The following is a 17,964-nucleotide window of genomic DNA, read 5'->3' on the forward strand; positions in this document are numbered from 1 at the left end:
ACGAGCGGCCGCGCCGATATTTTCCGGACGGGCGGGTGAGACAAGGATTAGGGGGAAATGCATGATTTTTCCATCGAACTGTTAACAACTCGCCCTATGTTGGCATGCAGTGGCAAAAATACCAACCGCACGGACAAGAGAAAATAAGATGTTAAGGATGTTAAAAGAGGATAAAAGCGATGGGGAGAAGATATTGTGGGATATAACTAAAATTTCCACGCTTAATTAATATAAATCTATTGTTTTTCATATTATTAAAATATTATTTCCTGCAGGTTTTAGTTTTACCGTTATGCAGCCAAAATGTAGCAAAAATGCTGCTTTTTGTGAGCTAAGCTGGCATTCCTGGAGAAGTTTTTCATAAAAGTGTTAACGTGCTACACTTGCATTTGATATAAGTCAACGAAGCGTTGTTTTTATGCTTATCGGTTGTTGTTGGTGCTGTTAGGTTGCTGTTAATACGGTTAGGATAAGCGCCAGTCCGATACCCACGGGGCACGCAAATATTCATCCTGACTGGCTGAGCTAACACTGAAGTTGACATAGATGGATGGTGTATTCCGAAGATTATTTCGTACACCGGTTGCGTAAGGCACGCTGTTTTGATGAACAGTAAACGCAGCCATCGTACGCCCTGTTTTCGATTTGTTGGCAAATTTTAGGTAGCGAAACATGCAGACCCCGCACATTCTTATCGTTGAAGACGAACTGGTCACGCGTAACACCCTCAAAAGTATTTTTGAGGCGGAAGGTTACGTGGTCTATGAAGCCACCGACGGCGCCGAGATGCATCAGGTTTTGACGGAAAATGACGTCAATCTGGTGATCATGGATATCAACCTGCCAGGCAAAAACGGTTTGCTGCTGGCACGCGAATTGCGTGAACAAGCAAACGTTGCGCTGATGTTCCTGACAGGTCGTGATAACGAAGTAGATAAAATCCTCGGCCTGGAGATTGGCGCCGATGATTACATCACTAAACCGTTTAACCCACGTGAGCTAACGATTCGTGCACGCAACCTGTTATCGCGCACCATGAATCTGGCGATGCCAAGTGAAGAACGTCGCGCGGTTGAAAGCTATCGCTTTAACGGCTGGGAGCTGGACATTAACAGCCGCTCACTGATCAGCCCGAACGGTGAACAGTATAAGCTGCCACGCAGTGAGTTCCGCGCGATGCTGCACTTCTGCGAAAACCCGGGCAAGATTCAAACCCGTGGCGATCTGCTGAAGAAGATGACGGGTCGTGAGCTGAAGCCGCATGACCGCACCGTGGATGTCACCATCCGCCGCATTCGTAAGCATTTCGAATCCACCCCGGATACGCCAGAAATCATCGCCACCATTCATGGCGAAGGGTATCGCTTCTGTGGTGAATTGCAGGATTAAGTTTGCTGCAGTAAAAGAAAAACGCCCATCAGGGCGTTTTTTTATGCCTCAATGCCACGGCATGATTGGCACAGCGCTCAGCGCATTCTTCGGCGAACCGTCCACCACTTTATCTGAGTAGCTCAGGTAAACCAGCGCATGACGTTTTTGATCATAGAAGCGCACCACCTGCAGCTTCTTAAATACCAATGAAGTGCGCTTTTGGAAGACCACTTCTCCTTGCGCCTTGCCTTGTGCGATTTTATCGCTAAGCTCTACAGGCCCAACCTGCTGGCAGGAGATGGCCGCGTCGGAAGTATCTTCCGCCAGACCTAATCCGCCCTTGATCCCACCGGTTTTCGCCCGGCTGATATAACAGGTTACATTTTTTACGTCGGGGTCGTCGAAGGCTTCCACCACAATCTTATGGTCGGGGCCAAACATCTTAAAAACCGTGTCTACCGAGCCGATTTCCTCGGCCTGAACGCCCACGCTGAAGAGACAAGTTGCAAGCGTGATTATAAGAAAGCGAGTTATTGTCATTGAGTTACCATTGCCAATCGAATAGATGAGACTGTAATGTACTGTCAATCGAACCCGGAACCAAACCTAAACGGGTTGTAGCCCGCATTGATTTAGCACAGCCGATTGACAAACCGCCCCCACGCTTTTGTGCATTTCGTGCTATTATTCGACGACTTCATAGTTGCGCCACCAGAGAGTTATGAGGATGTTTTATGGACCAAGCCGGTATCATTCGCGATTTGCTTGTCTGGCTGGAGAGCCATCTGGATCAACCCCTTTCATTAGATAATGTTGCGTTGAAAGCGGGCTATTCCAAGTGGCACCTGCAGCGTATGTTCAAGGAAGTGACGAGCCACGCCATCGGCGCTTACATCCGCGCGCGTCGCCTGTCGAAAGCCGCTGTGGCCTTGCGCCTGACCAGCCGCCCGATCCTCGACATCGCTTTACAATACCGCTTCGATTCACAGCAGACTTTTACCCGTGCGTTTAAAAAGCAGTTTAATCAAACGCCCGCCTGGTATCGTCGCTCATCGGAATGGAACTCCTTCGGCATTCGCCCGCCGATTCGTCTGGACGATCACCACATGCCTGAGGCCACGTTTGTCACGCTGCCGGAAACGGTGCTGGTCGGGCAAACGCAGAGTTACACCTGTACGCTGGAGCAAATTTCCAGCTACCGTGACGAAATGCGCATCCATTTCTGGAAACAGTTCCTGCTGGAAACTGATACCGTGCCACCGGTGTTATACGGTCTGCATCAGGTACGTGCCAGCCATGAAAAGGATGATGAGCAGGAGATTCTCTACACCACGGCAGTGCCTGCCGATCAACAGGCATTGAGCATGCAGTCGAATCAAAATGTGATTCTCGAAGCCGGGGATTACGTGCAGTTCACCTATAACGGTGCGCGCAGCGCACTGGGTGAGTTCATTCTGCTGCTGTACGGCACCTGTATGCCAACGTTGGGTCTGGTGCGTCGTCAGGGCCAGGATATTGAGCGTTTCTTCACGCATGGCGGTAAGAAACGCAGCGAGCCGCCAACGGAAATCCGTTGCGAATACCTGATTCCCATTCGCCCGCAGCAGAATCGCTGATATGAAAATGCCGTCATGATGACGGCATTTTTTTGGCTTCAATAACGGCAGATCGCCATAAATGGCGAGCTGACCCTTTTGCTGGGCAGGCAATCATTACCCCCACCCTTTACAGGCAGCGCATTGATGCGCACCGAAACCGAATGACGCTTAACGCTGCAATTCGTCCAGCGCAGGCGCATCCAGATGCGACACATCGCCTGCCGTCTCGACCACCCAACCTGCAGCCAGCCACGCGCTCTGTTGATGATCCACGCGTGAAATCGAGCAGTTGCGCAGGCGCAAACGGCGCTCAGCGTGCGCCGGCAATCCCAATAGCGTACTCACTAACACGCCTAACGCCATACCGTGACTGACAATCAACGGACGGCTGCCCGCTGGCAGTTCGAGCAACGCGTTCAGCGCTTCGTGCATGCGCGTCGCCATCTCCAGCATCGATTCACCGCCAGGGATGCGGCCGTCTTGGGTGCCATCCACCAGCGTTTTACGCCAGCTCTCCTCTTCCGGCGTTAAGCCATCAAGGGGGCGCTGTTCGAGACAGCCCATATTCAGCTCACGCAAACGTGCATCAACCGTGACCGTACAACCGCAGGCATCCGCGATGATCTCGGCGGTGCGGCGCGTGCGGCCTAAATCGCTGGCGATCACATGGGTGATGCCCTGCGATTTCATCCGTTCACCCACTTGTTGGGCCTGTTGCTCACCTTTTTCCGTCAGCGGACTGTCGGATTGACCTTGAATGCGTCGGGCCGCATTCCATACCGTTTCGCCGTGACGAACAAGATAGACCTGTAGCATGCTTAATTTCCGTTATACTGCGACAAATTTGCCTTGAGGGTTCAAACAATTATGTACCACGTTGTCGCAGCCACCATCAACCCGGCAAAAATTCGCGCGATTGCTCAGGCGTTCAACGACGTCTTTGGTGAAGAATCCTGCCATATTGAAGGGGTCGAGGTCGAGAGCGGCGTCGCTGCTCAACCGTTAAGCGATGTCGAAACGCGAACTGGCGCACGTACCCGCGTAGCGAACGCCCGTCAGCAACGCCCTGAATCTGACTATTGGGTCGCGATTGAAGCCGGCATCGAGGGCGATTGTGCCTTTGCATGGATGGTGATTGAAAACGCCCAGCAGCGCGGCGAATCGCGCTCCGCCAGCTTCACCTTGCCGCCGATTGTCATGGCGGGCTTAGCCGCCGGACACGAACTCGGTCACGAAATGGCACGCTTAACCGGCGTTGATAATATCAAGCAGAAAGGCGGCGCTATCGGCGCGTTTACCAACGGTCTGTTGAGCCGCTCAAGCGTTTACCACCAGGCGCTGATACTGGCACTCTGCCCGTTCCCCCATCCGCTGTATCAGCAGTAATTAATGGCGGCCTAAGCGCGCTTCCAGCCAGCGTTTCAGCTCAGGAGGCGCTTCTTTCAGACTGTTAGAGCCACGCGTGATGGTGGCGATACCGACGCCCAGCTCATTCTTCAGCTCGCGCTGGCTCATGTCGCCGTTCATCAGCTCTTCAATAATGCGCAGGCGCGTGCCAAACGCTTCACGCTCATCGGGCGTCATCATCAGTTGCAGCAAAGGCAACGACACACCGTCCGCGAAAGCGTTCTGCATCAAATCGATAAAACGCAGCCAGTTATCTTCAACAGGCTGAGCCGCATCCGGCTGGGAAGAAAGAGGTTGGCTCATGAAGGGCTTCCGTACTCATTAGCGAGTACGGAAGCATAGCACAGCTAGTAACGGCGATTCCACTCGCCATCGGCGAGAATCTTATCCGGCTTGCCCATGAAGTAACGGTAGTAGGCGTCATACGCCAGCACGTTTTTCACGTAGCCGCGTGTTTCTGAGAACGGAATGGTTTCGATAAACGCCACTGCATCCAGTTTGCCACCGCTGTTATTCAACCAGCTGCGTACCCTGCCCGGCCCGGCATTATAGGCCGCCGAGGAGAAGATGCGGTTCTGATCGAACTGCTGATAGACGTATTCCAGATACTGCGTACCAATCTGGATATTGGTCTGTGGGTCGAGCAACTGGCTGCTGTTCACATAGCCGGGGATGTTGTACATCTTCACGGTATGGCTGGCCGTGGCTGGCATCACCTGCATCAAACCACTGGCACCGACCGGCGAACGCGCTTTCGGATTCCACGCACTCTCCTGGCGGGAGATCGCCATGGCATAGCTCTGCGGAATACCTTTATCGCTGGTGTATTGCTGATACAGATTGCGCCATGCCAGCGGGAAGCGCTCTTTCAGGCTATCCCACATTTTCGCGGTAATGGTCGCCTGCACGCTGAGATCCCACCAGTCCTGCTCGTTGGCGTAACGCGCCAGCATCTGTTGCTGCGAATGGGTCTTGCTGGAGATCAGATTGGCCCATTCACTGCGCGCCAGGTTATCCAACCCCCAGTACATCAGCTCACGTACGCGCGCCAGTTCAGGCCCCTGCACCACCGAGCTGTCTGCCGCCGGGGCCTGATCGATCTGCAACGGATATTCCACGCCGAGACGCTGCGCCGCCACCATCGGATAGAAACCACGAGCCTGCATCAGCTTACGCAGAATCTCATCGGCTTCTTCTTTGCGCCCCTGAGAAATCAGCAGATCGGCTTGCCAGTATTGCCACTCATCTTTCTCTTTGGCTTCAACCGGTAAACGCGCGATCCAGGTGTTCAGTCCACGACGATCGTTCTGACTCAGCGCCAGACGCACGCGACGCTCCACCAGCGCGGTGGATTCACTGTTCATCACCACTGCATCACGCCAGCGCGCCTGCTCGGAGGTCAGATCGGCGCCCATCATGCGCCACACCACGGTTTCCTTAAGATCCTGCTCTTCCGCCGGGCTCATTTTCTGCGCCTGCACCAGTTGCGGGATCATCATGCGCGCATTATCCATGTCTTCACGCGCGACGCGGGCAAAGGCATAACTGGTGGCCATACGGGTGAAATCGGTCGGACCGAGGCTGCTGGCAAAAGTGGTGACGGTCTGCGGATTTTGCTGCAGCGCAATCAGCGCGCTGGAAGTGGTTTGATAATCCGCCGGCAGCATTTTCGCCAGATAATTCACCAGGCTGTCGTTGCCGGCTTTCATCGCCAGGCGAATACGTTCGAGGATGGTGATCGGCGACATCTGTCCGGACGCTTGCCACACCGAGAACAGCTGATCGCAGTCATTCGGTAGCGCGGAACCGCGCAGCCAGATCGATTTCGCGCCATCAAACGCCACCTGCTGCTGGCCGGTAGCCCACTTGGCGTAATACCAGTTACAGCGCGCCTGCACCGGTTTGGGCTCATCCGGGCTAAAGCTCAGCACGCCCTGCCAGTCCTGACGATGTGCCAACACGTTGACGAAGCGTGTCGAGAGTGAACGCGCCGGTGGCAGCGTTGGATATTGCTGAATGAAATTCTTCACCGCCAGCGGCGTCTCTTGATCGAGATCCTGCGCCAGCAAACGGTATTGCAGATACGGATAGAGCGGATAATCCCGCAGCGTTGGCATCAGCTGCGAGACCTGGTCCATTTGATTGTTATCCCAGGCTTGTTTGATTTGCGCATAGCGCTGTCTTTGTTGATCCAGCGAGTCGGCCCACACGCTGCTGGCCGTGCTGACCAGACAGATCCCTATCATCCAGTTACGCCACTTCTCCACTCTACTCTCCTCTCTGCTGCGATCCAGCTCATGCCAGACTTAACTCATGCTAACCAGGCCAACGGTCTCTTGCCATGTTCTTCACAAAATTTACGCAGGCGCACCGTGATTGCACACCGTCTGCGCTGTGACTGTGCAAATTATCATCACAAAATCCTATGTCATATCAATTAGCTACAGCTATTCATTTACTTACAAAAATGGCACGCGCTTTGCTCTGTTGAATTCCATCTTGTATACCAGTTGGAATTCACTCATGGCAGCAACCTTCGGATACACGCTTCAGGATTGGCAACACCGCTATCAGCAGGACCCACAGTGCATCAGCACCTTGTTGGCAGCACACCTCGACGCCATCGACCAGCAGGATAACGCCTGGCTGTATGTCGCTTCGCCCGCACAGCTGCAGGCGCAAATTGAACCCTTGCTGGCCAGTTACTTGCGCAATCCCGCTGCACTGCCGCTGTTTGGCGTGCCGTTTGCGGTGAAAGACAATATCGATGTGGCAGGCTGGCCGACCAGTGCCGCCTGTCCGGCCTTAACCTATACGGCTGAATCTGATGCCTTTGTGGTCGCACAGCTTAAAGCGGCCGGTGCGGTGGTGATCGGCAAAACCAACCTCGACCAATACGCCACTGGGTTAGTCGGCACGCGTTCTCCGTTCGGTGCGGTAAGCAACACCTTTAACCCCGAGTATGTTAGCGGTGGTTCCAGCTCCGGTTCTGCTTCGGTGCTGGCGCGCGGCCTGGTGGGCTTCTCGCTGGGCACCGATACCGCCGGTTCCGGTCGCGTCCCGGCAGGTTTTAACAACATCGTCGGTCTGAAACCGACCAAAGGCTGGTTCTCGGCCAGCGGCGTAGTGCCTGCTTGCCGTTTGAATGACACCATCTCCGTCTTCGCTCTGACGGTGGAAGATGCCTTCACCGTTGCCACCGCCGCAGGCGGTTACGATGCGGGAGACGCCTACTCACGCAACAATCCGCACACCGCGCCTGCCAGCTTTAAGGCTCGACCTGATTTCGCCATTCCTGCCACGCCTGAATTCTTTGGTGATAAGCAGGCCGAAGCAGCCTGGTTACGTGCACTGGAGCAACTGCAAGCGGGCGGTGCGACGCTGCACCCTATCGACTTCACCGCATTCCACCAACTGGCGGAACAGCTTTATTACGGCCCGTGGGTTGCCGAGCGCACTGTCGCTGTCGGTGAGATGATCAATCGCCCGGAAGAGATGGACCCGGTGGTGTTCGGCATTGTCAGCAGCGGCCTGAAATACACCGCCGTTGAAGCTTATCAGGCGGAATACCTGCGTGCCGAACTGACGCGTCAAATCCAGCAAACCCTGGCGCAGTTTGATGCGCTCGTGGTGCCGACCTCGCCAACCATTCACACGCTGGAAGAGATGAAGCAGGAGCCGGTGCATTACAACTCGCAGTTTGGCACCTACACCAACTTCACTAACCTTGCTGACCTTAGCGCACTGGCGCTGCCTGGTCCGTTCCGCGCCGATGGCCTGCCTGCGGGCATCACGCTGATTGCGTCTGCCTGGCAGGATCGCGCGCTGGCAGGCTTCGGCATTCAGTGGCAACAGCAGATGGCGCTGACGTTAGGCGCGACCGGCAAAGCTCAGCCCGCTCAATACACCGCCTTCCCGGTGTCTGCCGATCACGTACGCGTGGCAGTGGTCGGTGCGCACCTCACCGGCATGCCGCTCAATTTCCAGCTCACCACCCGCAATGCGGTGTGGGTGGAAGAGACACAAACCGCCAGTCACTACCGCCTGTTTGCCCTGCTCGATGGTCCGATCAAAAAACCCGGCCTGCTGCGCGGTGACAGCGGTGCCGCCATCACCGTGGAACTGTGGGATATCCCACTCGCGCGCTTTGGCGAATTCGTGGCGGAAATCCCGGCACCGCTCGGCATTGGATCTCTGACGCTGGCTGATGGTCGCGTGGTGAAAGGCTTTATCTGTGAACCGGCGGTGCTGTCGCAGGCGCTGGAAATTACCGAATTTGGCGGCTGGCGCAACTGGCTGGCCTCTCAGGGGAGTAAATAACCATGTTCAGCACCGTCCTGATCGCTAACCGTGGCGAAATCGCCTGCCGTGCGATTCGCACCCTCAAGCGCCTCGGCGTGAAAAGCGTCGCCGTTTACTCCGATGCCGACCGTAACGCGCGACATGTCAAAGAAGCCGATGTGGCGATTGCCCTCGGCGGTGACAAAGCCAGCGACAGCTATTTGCGCATCGATAAAATTCTGGCTGCTGCTAAAGAGACCGGCGCAGAAGCCATCTGGCCGGGCTACGGCTTTCTCTCCGAAAGCCTGCCGTTTGCCGCCGCCTGTGAAGAGGCGGGGATTGCATTTGTTGGTCCGACGGCGCAGCAGATTGGCGAGTTTGGCCTGAAGCACCGCGCGCGTGAACTGGCGGCTAGCGCAGGTGTGCCGATGACGCCTGGCACACCGCTGCTCAACTCGCTGGAAGAGGCGCTCAGCGCGGCAGAAAACATCAATTATCCGGTGATGCTAAAAAGCACGGCGGGCGGCGGCGGTATTGGCTTAATCCGCTGTGACGACGCCGATGCGCTGCGCAATGCATGGGAGAGCGTACGTCGTCTCGGCGAACAGTTTTTCAGTGATGCAGGCGTGTTCCTGGAGCGCTTTATCGACCGCGCGCGCCACGTTGAAGTGCAGATTTTTGGTGACGGCAGCGGCAAAGTGATTGCCCTCGGTGAGCGTGACTGCTCATTACAGCGTCGCAACCAGAAAGTGGTGGAAGAGACCCCGGCACCGAACCTGCCGCAGGCGACGCGTGAGGCGCTGCTCTCATCGGCCGTGCGTCTGGGCGAGTTAGTGAGCTATCGCAGCGCCGGTACCGTGGAATACATCTACGACGCCGCACAGGATGCGTTCTATTTCCTCGAAGTGAACACCCGCTTGCAGGTTGAGCATCCGGTGACGGAGTGTGTGACCGGGCTCGATCTGGTGGAGTGCATGCTGCAAGTCGCCGCCGGTGATGCCATCGACTGGGCGCGACTGCAGCAGGCCCCCAAAGGCGCATCGATTGAAGTGCGTATCTACGCCGAAGATCCATTGAAAAACTTTCAGCCAAGTCCCGGCACCCTGACCGGCGTCAGTTTCCCGGATGGCGTGCGCGTGGATGGCTGGATCGATACCGGCACCGAAGTCTCAGCATTTTACGATCCGATGATTGCCAAACTGATTGTTCACGCCGACACGCGTGAAGCGGCGCTGGAAAAAATGCAGCAGGCGCTGGATGCCACGCAGCTGCACGGCATCGCCACCAACCTCGATTATCTGCGCCAGATTGTGGCCACCGAAGCGTTCAGCAGCGGCAAAGTCTGGACGCGTTTCCTCGACAGCTTTACGCCGTCCGCCAGCGTGATTGAAGTGCTGCAACCCGGCACCTTCAGCAGCATTCAGGATTTCCCTGGCCGCCTGGGCTATTGGGATATTGGCGTGCCACCTTCAGGCCCGATGGATGACTTCGCTTTCCGCCTCGCAAACCGCATTGTCGGCAACCACGACAGCGCCGCCGGGCTGGAGTTTACTTTGCAAGGCCCGACACTGCGTTTCCACAGCGACGCAGTCATTGCCCTGACCGGCGCAGATTGCCCGGCAGAACTGGATGGCGCAAGCCTCGATTACTGGCAACCAATCAGTGTAAAAGCAGGCCAGACGCTGACGTTAGGCCGTGCGCAAAGCGGTTGCCGCACTTATCTGGCAGTACGCAACGGTTTCGATGTGCCGGAATATCTGGGCAGCCGTTCTACCTTCTCACTCGGCCAGTTTGGTGGTCATGCCGGACGCACCCTGCGCGTCGCCGATATGCTGCCGATCTCCCAGCCGCTGCTGGCCGCCTGCACCACGCCCGCGCCGATCAGTGAACCGCAAGCGCTCGATCACGCGCTGGTGCCGCACTATGGCAACGAATGGCGCATCGGCGTGCTGTACGGCCCGCACGGCGCGCCGGATTTCTTCACCCAGGCTGCCATCGACGAGTTCTTTGCCAGCGACTGGCAGGTGCACTACAACTCCAACCGCCTCGGTGTGCGTTTAGTCGGACCAAAACCGACCTGGACGCGCGCCAACGGCGGCGAAGCCGGGCTGCACCCGTCTAACGTACACGACTGCGAATACGCAATTGGCGCGGTGAACTTTACCGGTGACTTCCCGGTGATCCTGACCCATGACGGCCCGAGCCTCGGTGGCTTCGTCTGTCCGGTGACCATCGCCAAATCAGAATTGTGGAAAGTCGGTCAGGTGAAACCCGGCGACCGCATTCGCTTCCACCCGATCAGCGCTGATGAAGCGGTGGCGCTGGAGAAAGCCCAGGCGCACAGCGTGGAAACCTTGCGCAGCACTCATGCGCCAGCCTTTGAGGTTCCCTCACTGGCGGCCAGTAACATTGGCTCTGCGACCTTGCTGGCCGCACTGCCCGCCACAGACACCACGCCTGCTGCCGTGTATCGCCAGGCCGGTGATAAATACGTGCTGATTGAGTACGGCGATAACGTGCTGGATCTGGCGCTGCGTCTGCGTGTGCACCTGCTGATGAATGCGCTGCGTGAACGTGCGGTGCCTGGCGTGGAAGAGCTATCGCCTGGCGTGCGTTCATTGCAGGTGCGCTATGACAGCTTGATCCTCAGCCAGAAACAGCTGATGAATCTACTGCTGGAACTGGAAGCCGGACTCGGCGATGTCAGCCAGCTGAAAGTGCCTTCGCGCATCGTCTGGATGCCAATGGCATTTGAAGACAGCGCCACGCTTGGTGCGGTTGAGCGTTATCAGGAAACCGTGCGCGCTACCGCACCATGGCTGCCGAACAACGTTGATTTTATTCAGCGCATTAATGGGCTGGAGAGTCGCGAAGCGGTGCGCGACACCATTTTCGATGCCAGCTATTTGATCCTCGGCCTGGGCGATGTCTACCTCGGTGCGCCTTGCGCGGTACCGATCGACCCACGCCATCGCCTGCTCAGTTCCAAATACAGCCCGGCACGTACCTTTACCGCCGAAGGCACGGTCGGTATCGGCGGCATGTACATGTGCATCTACGGCATGGATTCTCCCGGCGGTTATCAACTGGTGGGCCGCACGCTGCCAATCTGGAACAAATTCCTCAAGAACGACCAGTTCGCCGCGGATGAGCCGTGGCTGCTGCACTTCTTCGATCAGGTGCGCTTCTATCCGGTGACCGAAGATGAACTCACGCAACTGCGCGATGACTTCCGCGAAGGCCGCGCCACGGTACGCATCGAAGAGACGCTGTTTGATTTCGCTGCCCACCAGCAATTCCTCGCTGAACACGCCGACTCAATTGCCGAATTCCGTCAGCGCCAGTCAGCCGCTTTCGAACAGGAAGTGACGCTGTGGGCACAGGAAGAGCAGAACGCGCCGCTGACCAGTGAAGAGACGCTGATGGCCCCGGAAGCCGACGAAGATGCGCTAGCGGTCTGTGCCGATATGAACGGCAACATCTGGAAAGTGCTGGTGCAGCCGGGGGACGCAGTGGAAGCCGGTCAGACGCTGATCATCGTCGAAGCCATGAAAATGGAACTGGCGATTGTCGCGCCGCAGGCCGGCACGGTGAAACGCATTGCCTGTCAGGCAGGACGTCCGGTGAGTCCGGGCGACACTCTGCTGTGGCTGGAATAAGGAGCTCGTATGCATCAAAGCCCACGCAGCAAAGGCCGCCCGGAAGCGCTGGCGGAGAAGGTTTATCAGGCATTGAAACAGGACATTTTTGAGTTTCGTTTGATGCCCGGTGACCGCTTTAGCGAAAACGAAATCGCCGATCGGCTCGACGTGAGCCGCACGCCGGTACGTCAGGCGCTGTTTTGGCTGGAGCGCGAGGGCTATGTCGAAGTGTGGTTCCGCAGCGGCTGGCAGGTGAAGCCGTTCGACTTCGAATACTTCGAAGAGCTGTACGACTTCCGCACCGTGCTGGAGCGCGAAGCAGTGCGCCGCCTGTGCGCGCTGCCGCCGCTGGCCTGTGCGGAAATCCTGAACGAACTGAAAGGTTTCTGGATCGATGCGCCACGCCTGGAGGATGGCAAAGCGGTGTCGGCGCACGACGAAGCCTTTCATATGGCGCTGGTAGCCGCCGCGGGCAATCAGGAGATGGCACGCATCCACGCCGAACTGACCGAAAAGATCCGCATCATCCGTCGTCTCGACTTTACCCGTGACGACCGGGTAGATGCGACATACCGCGAACACGCTCAGATTTTACGGGCGATTTTCCAGCAACAAACCGAGGAGGCACAACGCATTTTAACCGACCACATTGCCGTCAGTAAGGCAGAGGTCAGAAAGATCACATTGCATATGTTACAGCAGGCCCGGCTTCAACCCATTGAATAAAAACACTAACACATTTAGAGGGTTAACGATGAAAAGACGTTCGTTGCTAAAAGCTTTTGCGCTCTCCGCCACCGTGACCAGTTTGGGCTTTACCTTTGGTGCCCAGGCCGCTGATACCATCAAAGTCGGCATCATGTCGTCGCTTTCCGGCACCATGGCGATCTCCGAGACGCCGCTGAAAGACGTGGCCCTGATGACCATTGATGAAATCAACGCCAAAGGCGGCGTGCTGGGCAAAAAGCTGGAACCGGTGGTGGTCGATCCGGCGTCTAACTGGCCGCTGTTCGCGGAGAAAGCGCGTCAGCTGTTAACACAGGATAAAGTCGCGGCGGTGTTCGGCTGCTGGACTTCGGTCTCACGTAAGTCAGTGCTGCCGGTGTTTGAAGAGCTGAACGGCCTGCTGTTCTATCCGGTGCAGTACGAAGGCGAAGAGATGTCGCCAAACGTGTTCTACACCGGTGCGGCACCCAACCAGCAGGCGATTCCGGCGGTGGAATACCTGATGAGCGAAGACGGCGGCAGCGCCAAACGCTTCTTCCTGCTGGGTACCGATTACGTCTACCCGCGTACCACTAACAAGATTCTGCGCGCCTTCCTGCACACCAAAGGCATTCAGGATAAAGACATCGAAGAGGTCTATACGCCGTTTGGCTACAGCGACTATCAGACCATCGTTTCTAACATCAAGAAGTTCTCTGCCGGTGGCAAAACGGCCGTGATCTCCACCATCAACGGTGACTCCAACGTGCCGTTCTACAAAGAGCTGGCTAACCAGGGCATTAAAGCCACGGATATTCCGGTGATCGCCTTCTCGGTCGGGGAGGAAGAGTTGCGCGGCATTGATACCAAACCGCTGGTCGGTCAGTTAGCCGCGTGGAACTACTTCGAATCGGTGGATAACCCAACTAACGCGAAATTCGTGGCGGATTACCGTGCTTATGCCAAAGCGCACAACCTGCCGAACGCAGGCACCGTGGTCACCAATGACCCGATGGAAGCGACTTATGTCGGCATCCATATGTGGGCGCAGGCGGTAGAAAAAGCGGGTACCACCGATGTGGACAAAGTGCGTGCGGCGATGGCCGGACAGACCTTTAAAGCGCCGGACGGCTTCACGCTGACCATGGATAAAACCAACCACCATCTGCACAAGCCCGTGATGATCGGCGAAGTGGAAGAGAACGGTCAGTTCAACGTGGTGTGGCAGACCGATAAGCCAATCCGCGCTCAGCCCTGGAGCCCGTACATCGCCGGTAATGATAAGAAGCCGGATTATCCGGTGAAATCGACGAAGTAATACGCAAAATGCGCGCTGATGCCCGATCTGGCTCTGTAATGGAGCCAGGGCAAAGGCATCAGCCGCCTGCGGATCTTCTCTGGCAAAGTATGGGAGAGGATGCCGAATGTGATTAACAGCGTTCTTTGCTGGATCGGTCCCCTCTCTCGCTTACGGGAGAGGGTTAGGGTGAGGTCACCAACCGCCCCCAAGCCCAACGACATACAGGATCATCATCATGACAATCCGCCGTTATCTTTGCTGTCTGCTGCTGCTCCTGCCGTGGCTCGCCCAGGCGGGCGATGGCGCGGATTTCGCCGCTGCCAGCCGCACTGATCAGGCCAACCTGCTGCAACAGTGGGCGGCCGCACCGCAGGCCAGCCGCTTGCCGCTGCTGCAGGCACTGCGCAACGAAAGCATGGTCATCGACCAAAATAAACAGCCGTTCAGCAAGCAGGATGACAAACTCATCCCGCTGGATAGCGCACAACAGCCGACGGGTGAGACCAAAAAGCTGTTTATGAACAACCGGCTACGCGTGTTAATCGCCAGCGCCCTCGCCGCCCACCAGCTGGTGAGCGAGGATCCCGCGATTCGCCTGCGTGCCGCCCAACAGTTGCAAAACGACGGTGCCGCCGATCAGTTGCCGCTGATCGAACAGCGTCTCGCCGTGGAAAAAGACACTCAGGTTCACGCCGTGCTCGCCATGGCCGCCGCCAATCTGCAACTTGCCAGCCCGGATGCCCGCGTACGCCTCAAAGCCGTCACACTGCTCGGTGAGTCCAGCGACCCGAATATGCAGGCCAGCCTCGATCGCTTAACGCAGGCCAGCAACGAACCCGATGCGCAGGTGCGCGCCGCGGCCACGGAGAGCCTGCAACAAATCAAACATCGCCTGATGTGGGGCGATCTCTTCGGTCAGGCGTTTACCGGCCTGTCACTCGGCTCGATCCTGCTGCTAGCCGCGCTGGGTCTGGCGATCACTTACGGCCTGCTTGGCGTGATCAACATGGCGCACGGTGAGATGCTGATGCTCGGTGCGTACGCCACCTGGTTTGTACAAAACTTGTTCCAGCAGTTCGCACCGCAGTGGCTGGCGTGGTATCCGCTGCTGGCGCTGCCTGTGGCATTCCTGATCACCGCGAGCATTGGCATGCTGCTGGAGCGCACCATCATTCGTCATTTATACGGCCGCCCGCTGGAAACCCTGCTCGCCACCTGGGGCATCAGTCTGATGCTGATCCAACTGGTGCGTATGCTGTTTGGCGCACAGAACCTGGAAGTGGCTAACCCAGGCTGGCTGTCTGGCGGCTGGCAAGTGTTGCCTAACCTGGTGCTGCCGTACAACCGTATTGCGGTGATCCTGTTTGTGTTTGCGGTACTCGGCCTGACCTGGCTGCTGCTCAATAAAACGCGTCTGGGCCTGAGCGTGCGCGCCGTGACGCAAAATCGCGCGATGGCCGATTGCTGCGGCGTGCCAACCGGACGCATCGATATGCTGGCGTTTGGTCTGGGCTCTGGCATTGCTGGACTGGGCGGCGTGGCGCTGTCGCAGCTCGGCAACGTCGGCCCGGAACTTGGCCAGGGTTACATCATCGACTCTTTCCTGGTGGTGGTGCTGGGCGGCGTGGGGCAGCTGGCGGGCACCGTGGTAGCGGCCTTCGGCCTGGGCATCCTTAACAAAGTGCTGGAACCGCAGATTGGTGCGGTGCTGGGTAAAATCCTCATCCTCGTGCTGATCGTACTGTTCATTCAGAAACGTCCACAGGGCCTGTTTGCCTTCAAAGGGAGGGTAATAGACTGATGAGCCAACCCCTGACGTTAACGCTGACGCGCAAAGCGCCGCGCCTCAGTATCAGCCTCGGCATCGTGATCTCCTTGCTGCTGCTGGTGCTGCCGTTCTGCGCCCTATTACCCGCCACGCATCCGCTGGCGATCTCCACTTACACTCTGACCTTGATCGGCAAAATCCTCTGCTACGCCATCGTCGCGGTAGCGCTGGATCTGGTATGGGGCTATGCCGGATTGCTGTCTCTTGGACACGGTCTGTTCTTCGCATTAGGCGGCTATGCGATGGGCATGTACCTGATGCGCCAGGCATCGGGCGAGGGCTTACCGGCCTTTATGTCGTTCCTGTCGTGGAATGAGCTGCCGTGGTTCTGGGCCGGCACGCAACATTTTGCCTGGGCGCTGTGTTTGATCATGCTGGTGCCGGGTTTGCTGGCGCTGGTGTTCGGCTACTTCGCCTTCCGCTCAAAAATCAAAGGCGTTTACTTCTCGATCATGACGCAGGCGCTGACCTATGCCGGCATGCTGCTGTTCTTCCGTAATGAAACGGGCTTTGGCGGTAACAACGGTTTTACCGGCTTCACCACCCTGCTCGGCTTTAACGTTACCGCCACCGGCACGCGCATTGGATTGTTCGTCGCCACCGTGCTGCTGTTGTTAATCAGCCTTGGCATTGGCTTCACACTGGCGCGCAGTAAGTTTGGGCGGGTGTTGACGGCGGTACGTGATGCCGAAAACCGCCTGATGTTCGTCGGTTACGACCCTAAAGGCTTCAAGCTGTTTGTCTGGACGCTGTCGGCGGTGTTGTGTGGTCTTGCGGGCGCGCTGTATGTGCCGCAGGTCGGCATTATCAATCCCAGTGAAATGTCGCCGACCAACTCGATTGAGGCGGCTATCTGGGTGGCACTCGGCGGGCGCGGCACCTTAATTGGCCCGCTGTTAGGGGCCGCGATTGTGAACGGGGCCAAAAGCTGGTTCACCGTCGCCTTCCCGGAATATTGGCTGTTCTTCCTCGGCCTGATATTTATCCTCGTCACGCTGTTCCTGCCGCGTGGTGTGATTGGCCTGCTGCGCCGGAGGCGTGATGACTGAGCAACTGTTTACCCAACCCCATCCCGCCGATCGCCATCGCGATCAGAGCGATCCTGTGCTGCAACTGGAGAAGATCAACGTCTCATTTGATGGCTTCCGCGCGCTCACCGATCTGTCGCTGAAGATCGGCGTCGGTGAACTGCGCTGTGTGATCGGCCCCAACGGCGCGGGCAAAACCACGCTGATGGACGTGATCACCGGCAAAACGCGTCCCGATAACGGGCAGGTGATCTATGACCAGGATACCGATCTCACCCGCATGTCGTCGGTGGAGATCGCCCGGGCCGGCATTGGCCGCAAGTTCCAGAAACCCACGGTTTTTGAAGCGCTCACCGTATTCGAAAATCTGGAAATCGCGCTGAAAAACGATAAGTCGGTGTGGGCTAGTTTGCGTGCACGGCTTAACGGCGAACAGCAGGATCGCATCGATGAGGTGCTAAAACTGCTGCGGCTGAGCGGTGAGCGCCAGCGCAAAGCGGGCTTGTTGTCGCACGGTCAGAAGCAGTTTCTTGAAATCGGCATGTTGTTAGTGCAGGACCCGCATCTGCTACTGCTCGACGAACCCGCGGCAGGTATGACCGACGCGGAAACCGAGTACACCGCCGAGCTGTTCCGCAGTCTGGCAGGCAAGCATTCGCTGATGGTGGTGGAACACGACATGGGTTTTGTCGAGACGATTGCCGATCATGTCACGGTACTGCATCAGGGCCAGGTGCTGGCAGAGGGATCGTTACGCGAAGTGCAGGCGAACGATCGGGTCATCGACGTTTATCTGGGGCGCTAA

Annotated in this window: 14 protein-coding genes; 10 read left to right on the forward strand and 4 right to left on the reverse strand. The window is 57.1% G+C overall.

Annotation, left to right across the window (positions count from 1 at the left end; genetic code table 11):
- Nucleotides 1-672: 672 nt before the first annotated feature.
- Nucleotides 673-1,389: a two-component system response regulator ArcA gene (gene arcA, locus RT340_RS07110; RefSeq protein ID WP_034826183.1), complete on the forward strand. Its 717-nt coding sequence runs from the start codon at nucleotides 673-675 to the stop codon at nucleotides 1,387-1,389.
- A gap of 48 nt (nucleotides 1,390-1,437) precedes the next feature.
- On the opposite strand, the gene creA is transcribed toward arcA, so the two are convergent.
- Nucleotides 1,438-1,911 carry a protein CreA gene (gene creA, locus RT340_RS07115; RefSeq protein WP_211729156.1) on the reverse strand — a complete coding sequence of 158 codons (474 nt, stop codon included), beginning with the start codon at nucleotides 1,909-1,911 and terminating at the stop codon, nucleotides 1,438-1,440.
- Between the two features lie 194 nt (nucleotides 1,912-2,105).
- Between creA and robA the strand changes: the two genes are divergently transcribed.
- Complete coding sequence (gene robA / locus RT340_RS07120) at nucleotides 2,106-2,987, forward strand: MDR efflux pump AcrAB transcriptional activator RobA (protein WP_034826193.1); 882 nt, start codon at nucleotides 2,106-2,108, stop codon at nucleotides 2,985-2,987.
- A gap of 150 nt (nucleotides 2,988-3,137) precedes the next feature.
- Here robA and gpmB read toward each other — a convergent pair whose 3' ends face one another.
- Nucleotides 3,138-3,785 carry a 2,3-diphosphoglycerate-dependent phosphoglycerate mutase GpmB gene (gpmB, locus tag RT340_RS07125; RefSeq protein ID WP_038649182.1) on the reverse strand — a complete coding sequence of 216 codons (648 nt, stop codon included), beginning with the start codon at nucleotides 3,783-3,785 and terminating at the stop codon, nucleotides 3,138-3,140.
- Nucleotides 3,786-3,836: 51 nt separating this feature from the next.
- On the opposite strand from gpmB, the gene yjjX reads away from it, so the two are divergent.
- Nucleotides 3,837-4,355 (forward strand): inosine/xanthosine triphosphatase, encoded by a 519-nt coding sequence (gene yjjX / locus RT340_RS07130; RefSeq protein WP_313375027.1) that lies wholly within the window; start codon nucleotides 3,837-3,839, stop codon nucleotides 4,353-4,355.
- Here yjjX and trpR read toward each other — a convergent pair whose 3' ends face one another.
- Both trpR and sltY read right to left on the reverse strand, forming a co-directional pair.
- Nucleotides 4,356-4,679 (reverse strand): trp operon repressor, encoded by a 324-nt coding sequence (gene trpR, locus RT340_RS07135; protein ID WP_038649187.1) that lies wholly within the window; start codon nucleotides 4,677-4,679, stop codon nucleotides 4,356-4,358.
- Nucleotides 4,680-4,723: 44 nt separating this feature from the next.
- Complete coding sequence (gene sltY, locus RT340_RS07140; RefSeq protein ID WP_211729158.1) at nucleotides 4,724-6,643, reverse strand: murein transglycosylase; 1,920 nt, start codon at nucleotides 6,641-6,643, stop codon at nucleotides 4,724-4,726.
- Nucleotides 6,644-6,899: 256 nt separating this feature from the next.
- Here sltY and atzF point away from each other — a divergent pair, with 256 nt between their 5' ends.
- From atzF to urtD, 7 genes are all read left to right on the forward strand, one after another.
- A complete protein-coding gene (gene atzF, locus RT340_RS07145; protein ID WP_211729159.1) occupies nucleotides 6,900-8,696 on the forward strand; it encodes an allophanate hydrolase in 1,797 nt (598 codons plus the stop codon).
- A gap of 2 nt (nucleotides 8,697-8,698) precedes the next feature.
- Nucleotides 8,699-12,316, forward strand: a complete 3,618-nt coding sequence (gene uca / locus RT340_RS07150; protein WP_313375033.1) for an urea carboxylase — start codon at nucleotides 8,699-8,701, stop codon at nucleotides 12,314-12,316.
- A gap of 9 nt (nucleotides 12,317-12,325) precedes the next feature.
- Nucleotides 12,326-13,024, forward strand: coding sequence for a GntR family transcriptional regulator (locus tag RT340_RS07155; protein WP_034826206.1), 699 nt, complete (start codon nucleotides 12,326-12,328; stop codon nucleotides 13,022-13,024).
- Between the two features lie 28 nt (nucleotides 13,025-13,052).
- Nucleotides 13,053-14,321, forward strand: coding sequence for an urea ABC transporter substrate-binding protein (gene urtA, locus RT340_RS07160; RefSeq protein WP_097118305.1), 1,269 nt, complete (start codon nucleotides 13,053-13,055; stop codon nucleotides 14,319-14,321).
- Nucleotides 14,322-14,538: 217 nt separating this feature from the next.
- On the forward strand, nucleotides 14,539-16,104 hold the full coding sequence (urtB, locus tag RT340_RS07165; RefSeq protein ID WP_283216215.1) for an urea ABC transporter permease subunit UrtB: 1,566 nt from the start codon (nucleotides 14,539-14,541) through the stop codon (nucleotides 16,102-16,104).
- Nucleotides 16,104-17,180, forward strand: coding sequence for an urea ABC transporter permease subunit UrtC (gene urtC / locus RT340_RS07170; RefSeq protein WP_211729161.1), 1,077 nt, complete (start codon nucleotides 16,104-16,106; stop codon nucleotides 17,178-17,180). Before urtB ends, urtC begins: the two co-directional genes overlap by 1 nt.
- Nucleotides 17,173-17,964, forward strand: coding sequence for an urea ABC transporter ATP-binding protein UrtD (gene urtD, locus RT340_RS07175; RefSeq protein ID WP_034826215.1), 792 nt, complete (start codon nucleotides 17,173-17,175; stop codon nucleotides 17,962-17,964). The genes urtC and urtD overlap by 8 nt, the downstream gene beginning before the upstream one ends.

The sequence above is a fragment of the Pantoea sp. CTOTU50773 genome (assembly GCF_032082325.1).
In the GTDB taxonomy this organism is placed as follows: Bacteria; Pseudomonadota; Gammaproteobacteria; order Enterobacterales; family Enterobacteriaceae; genus Pantoea; species Pantoea communis.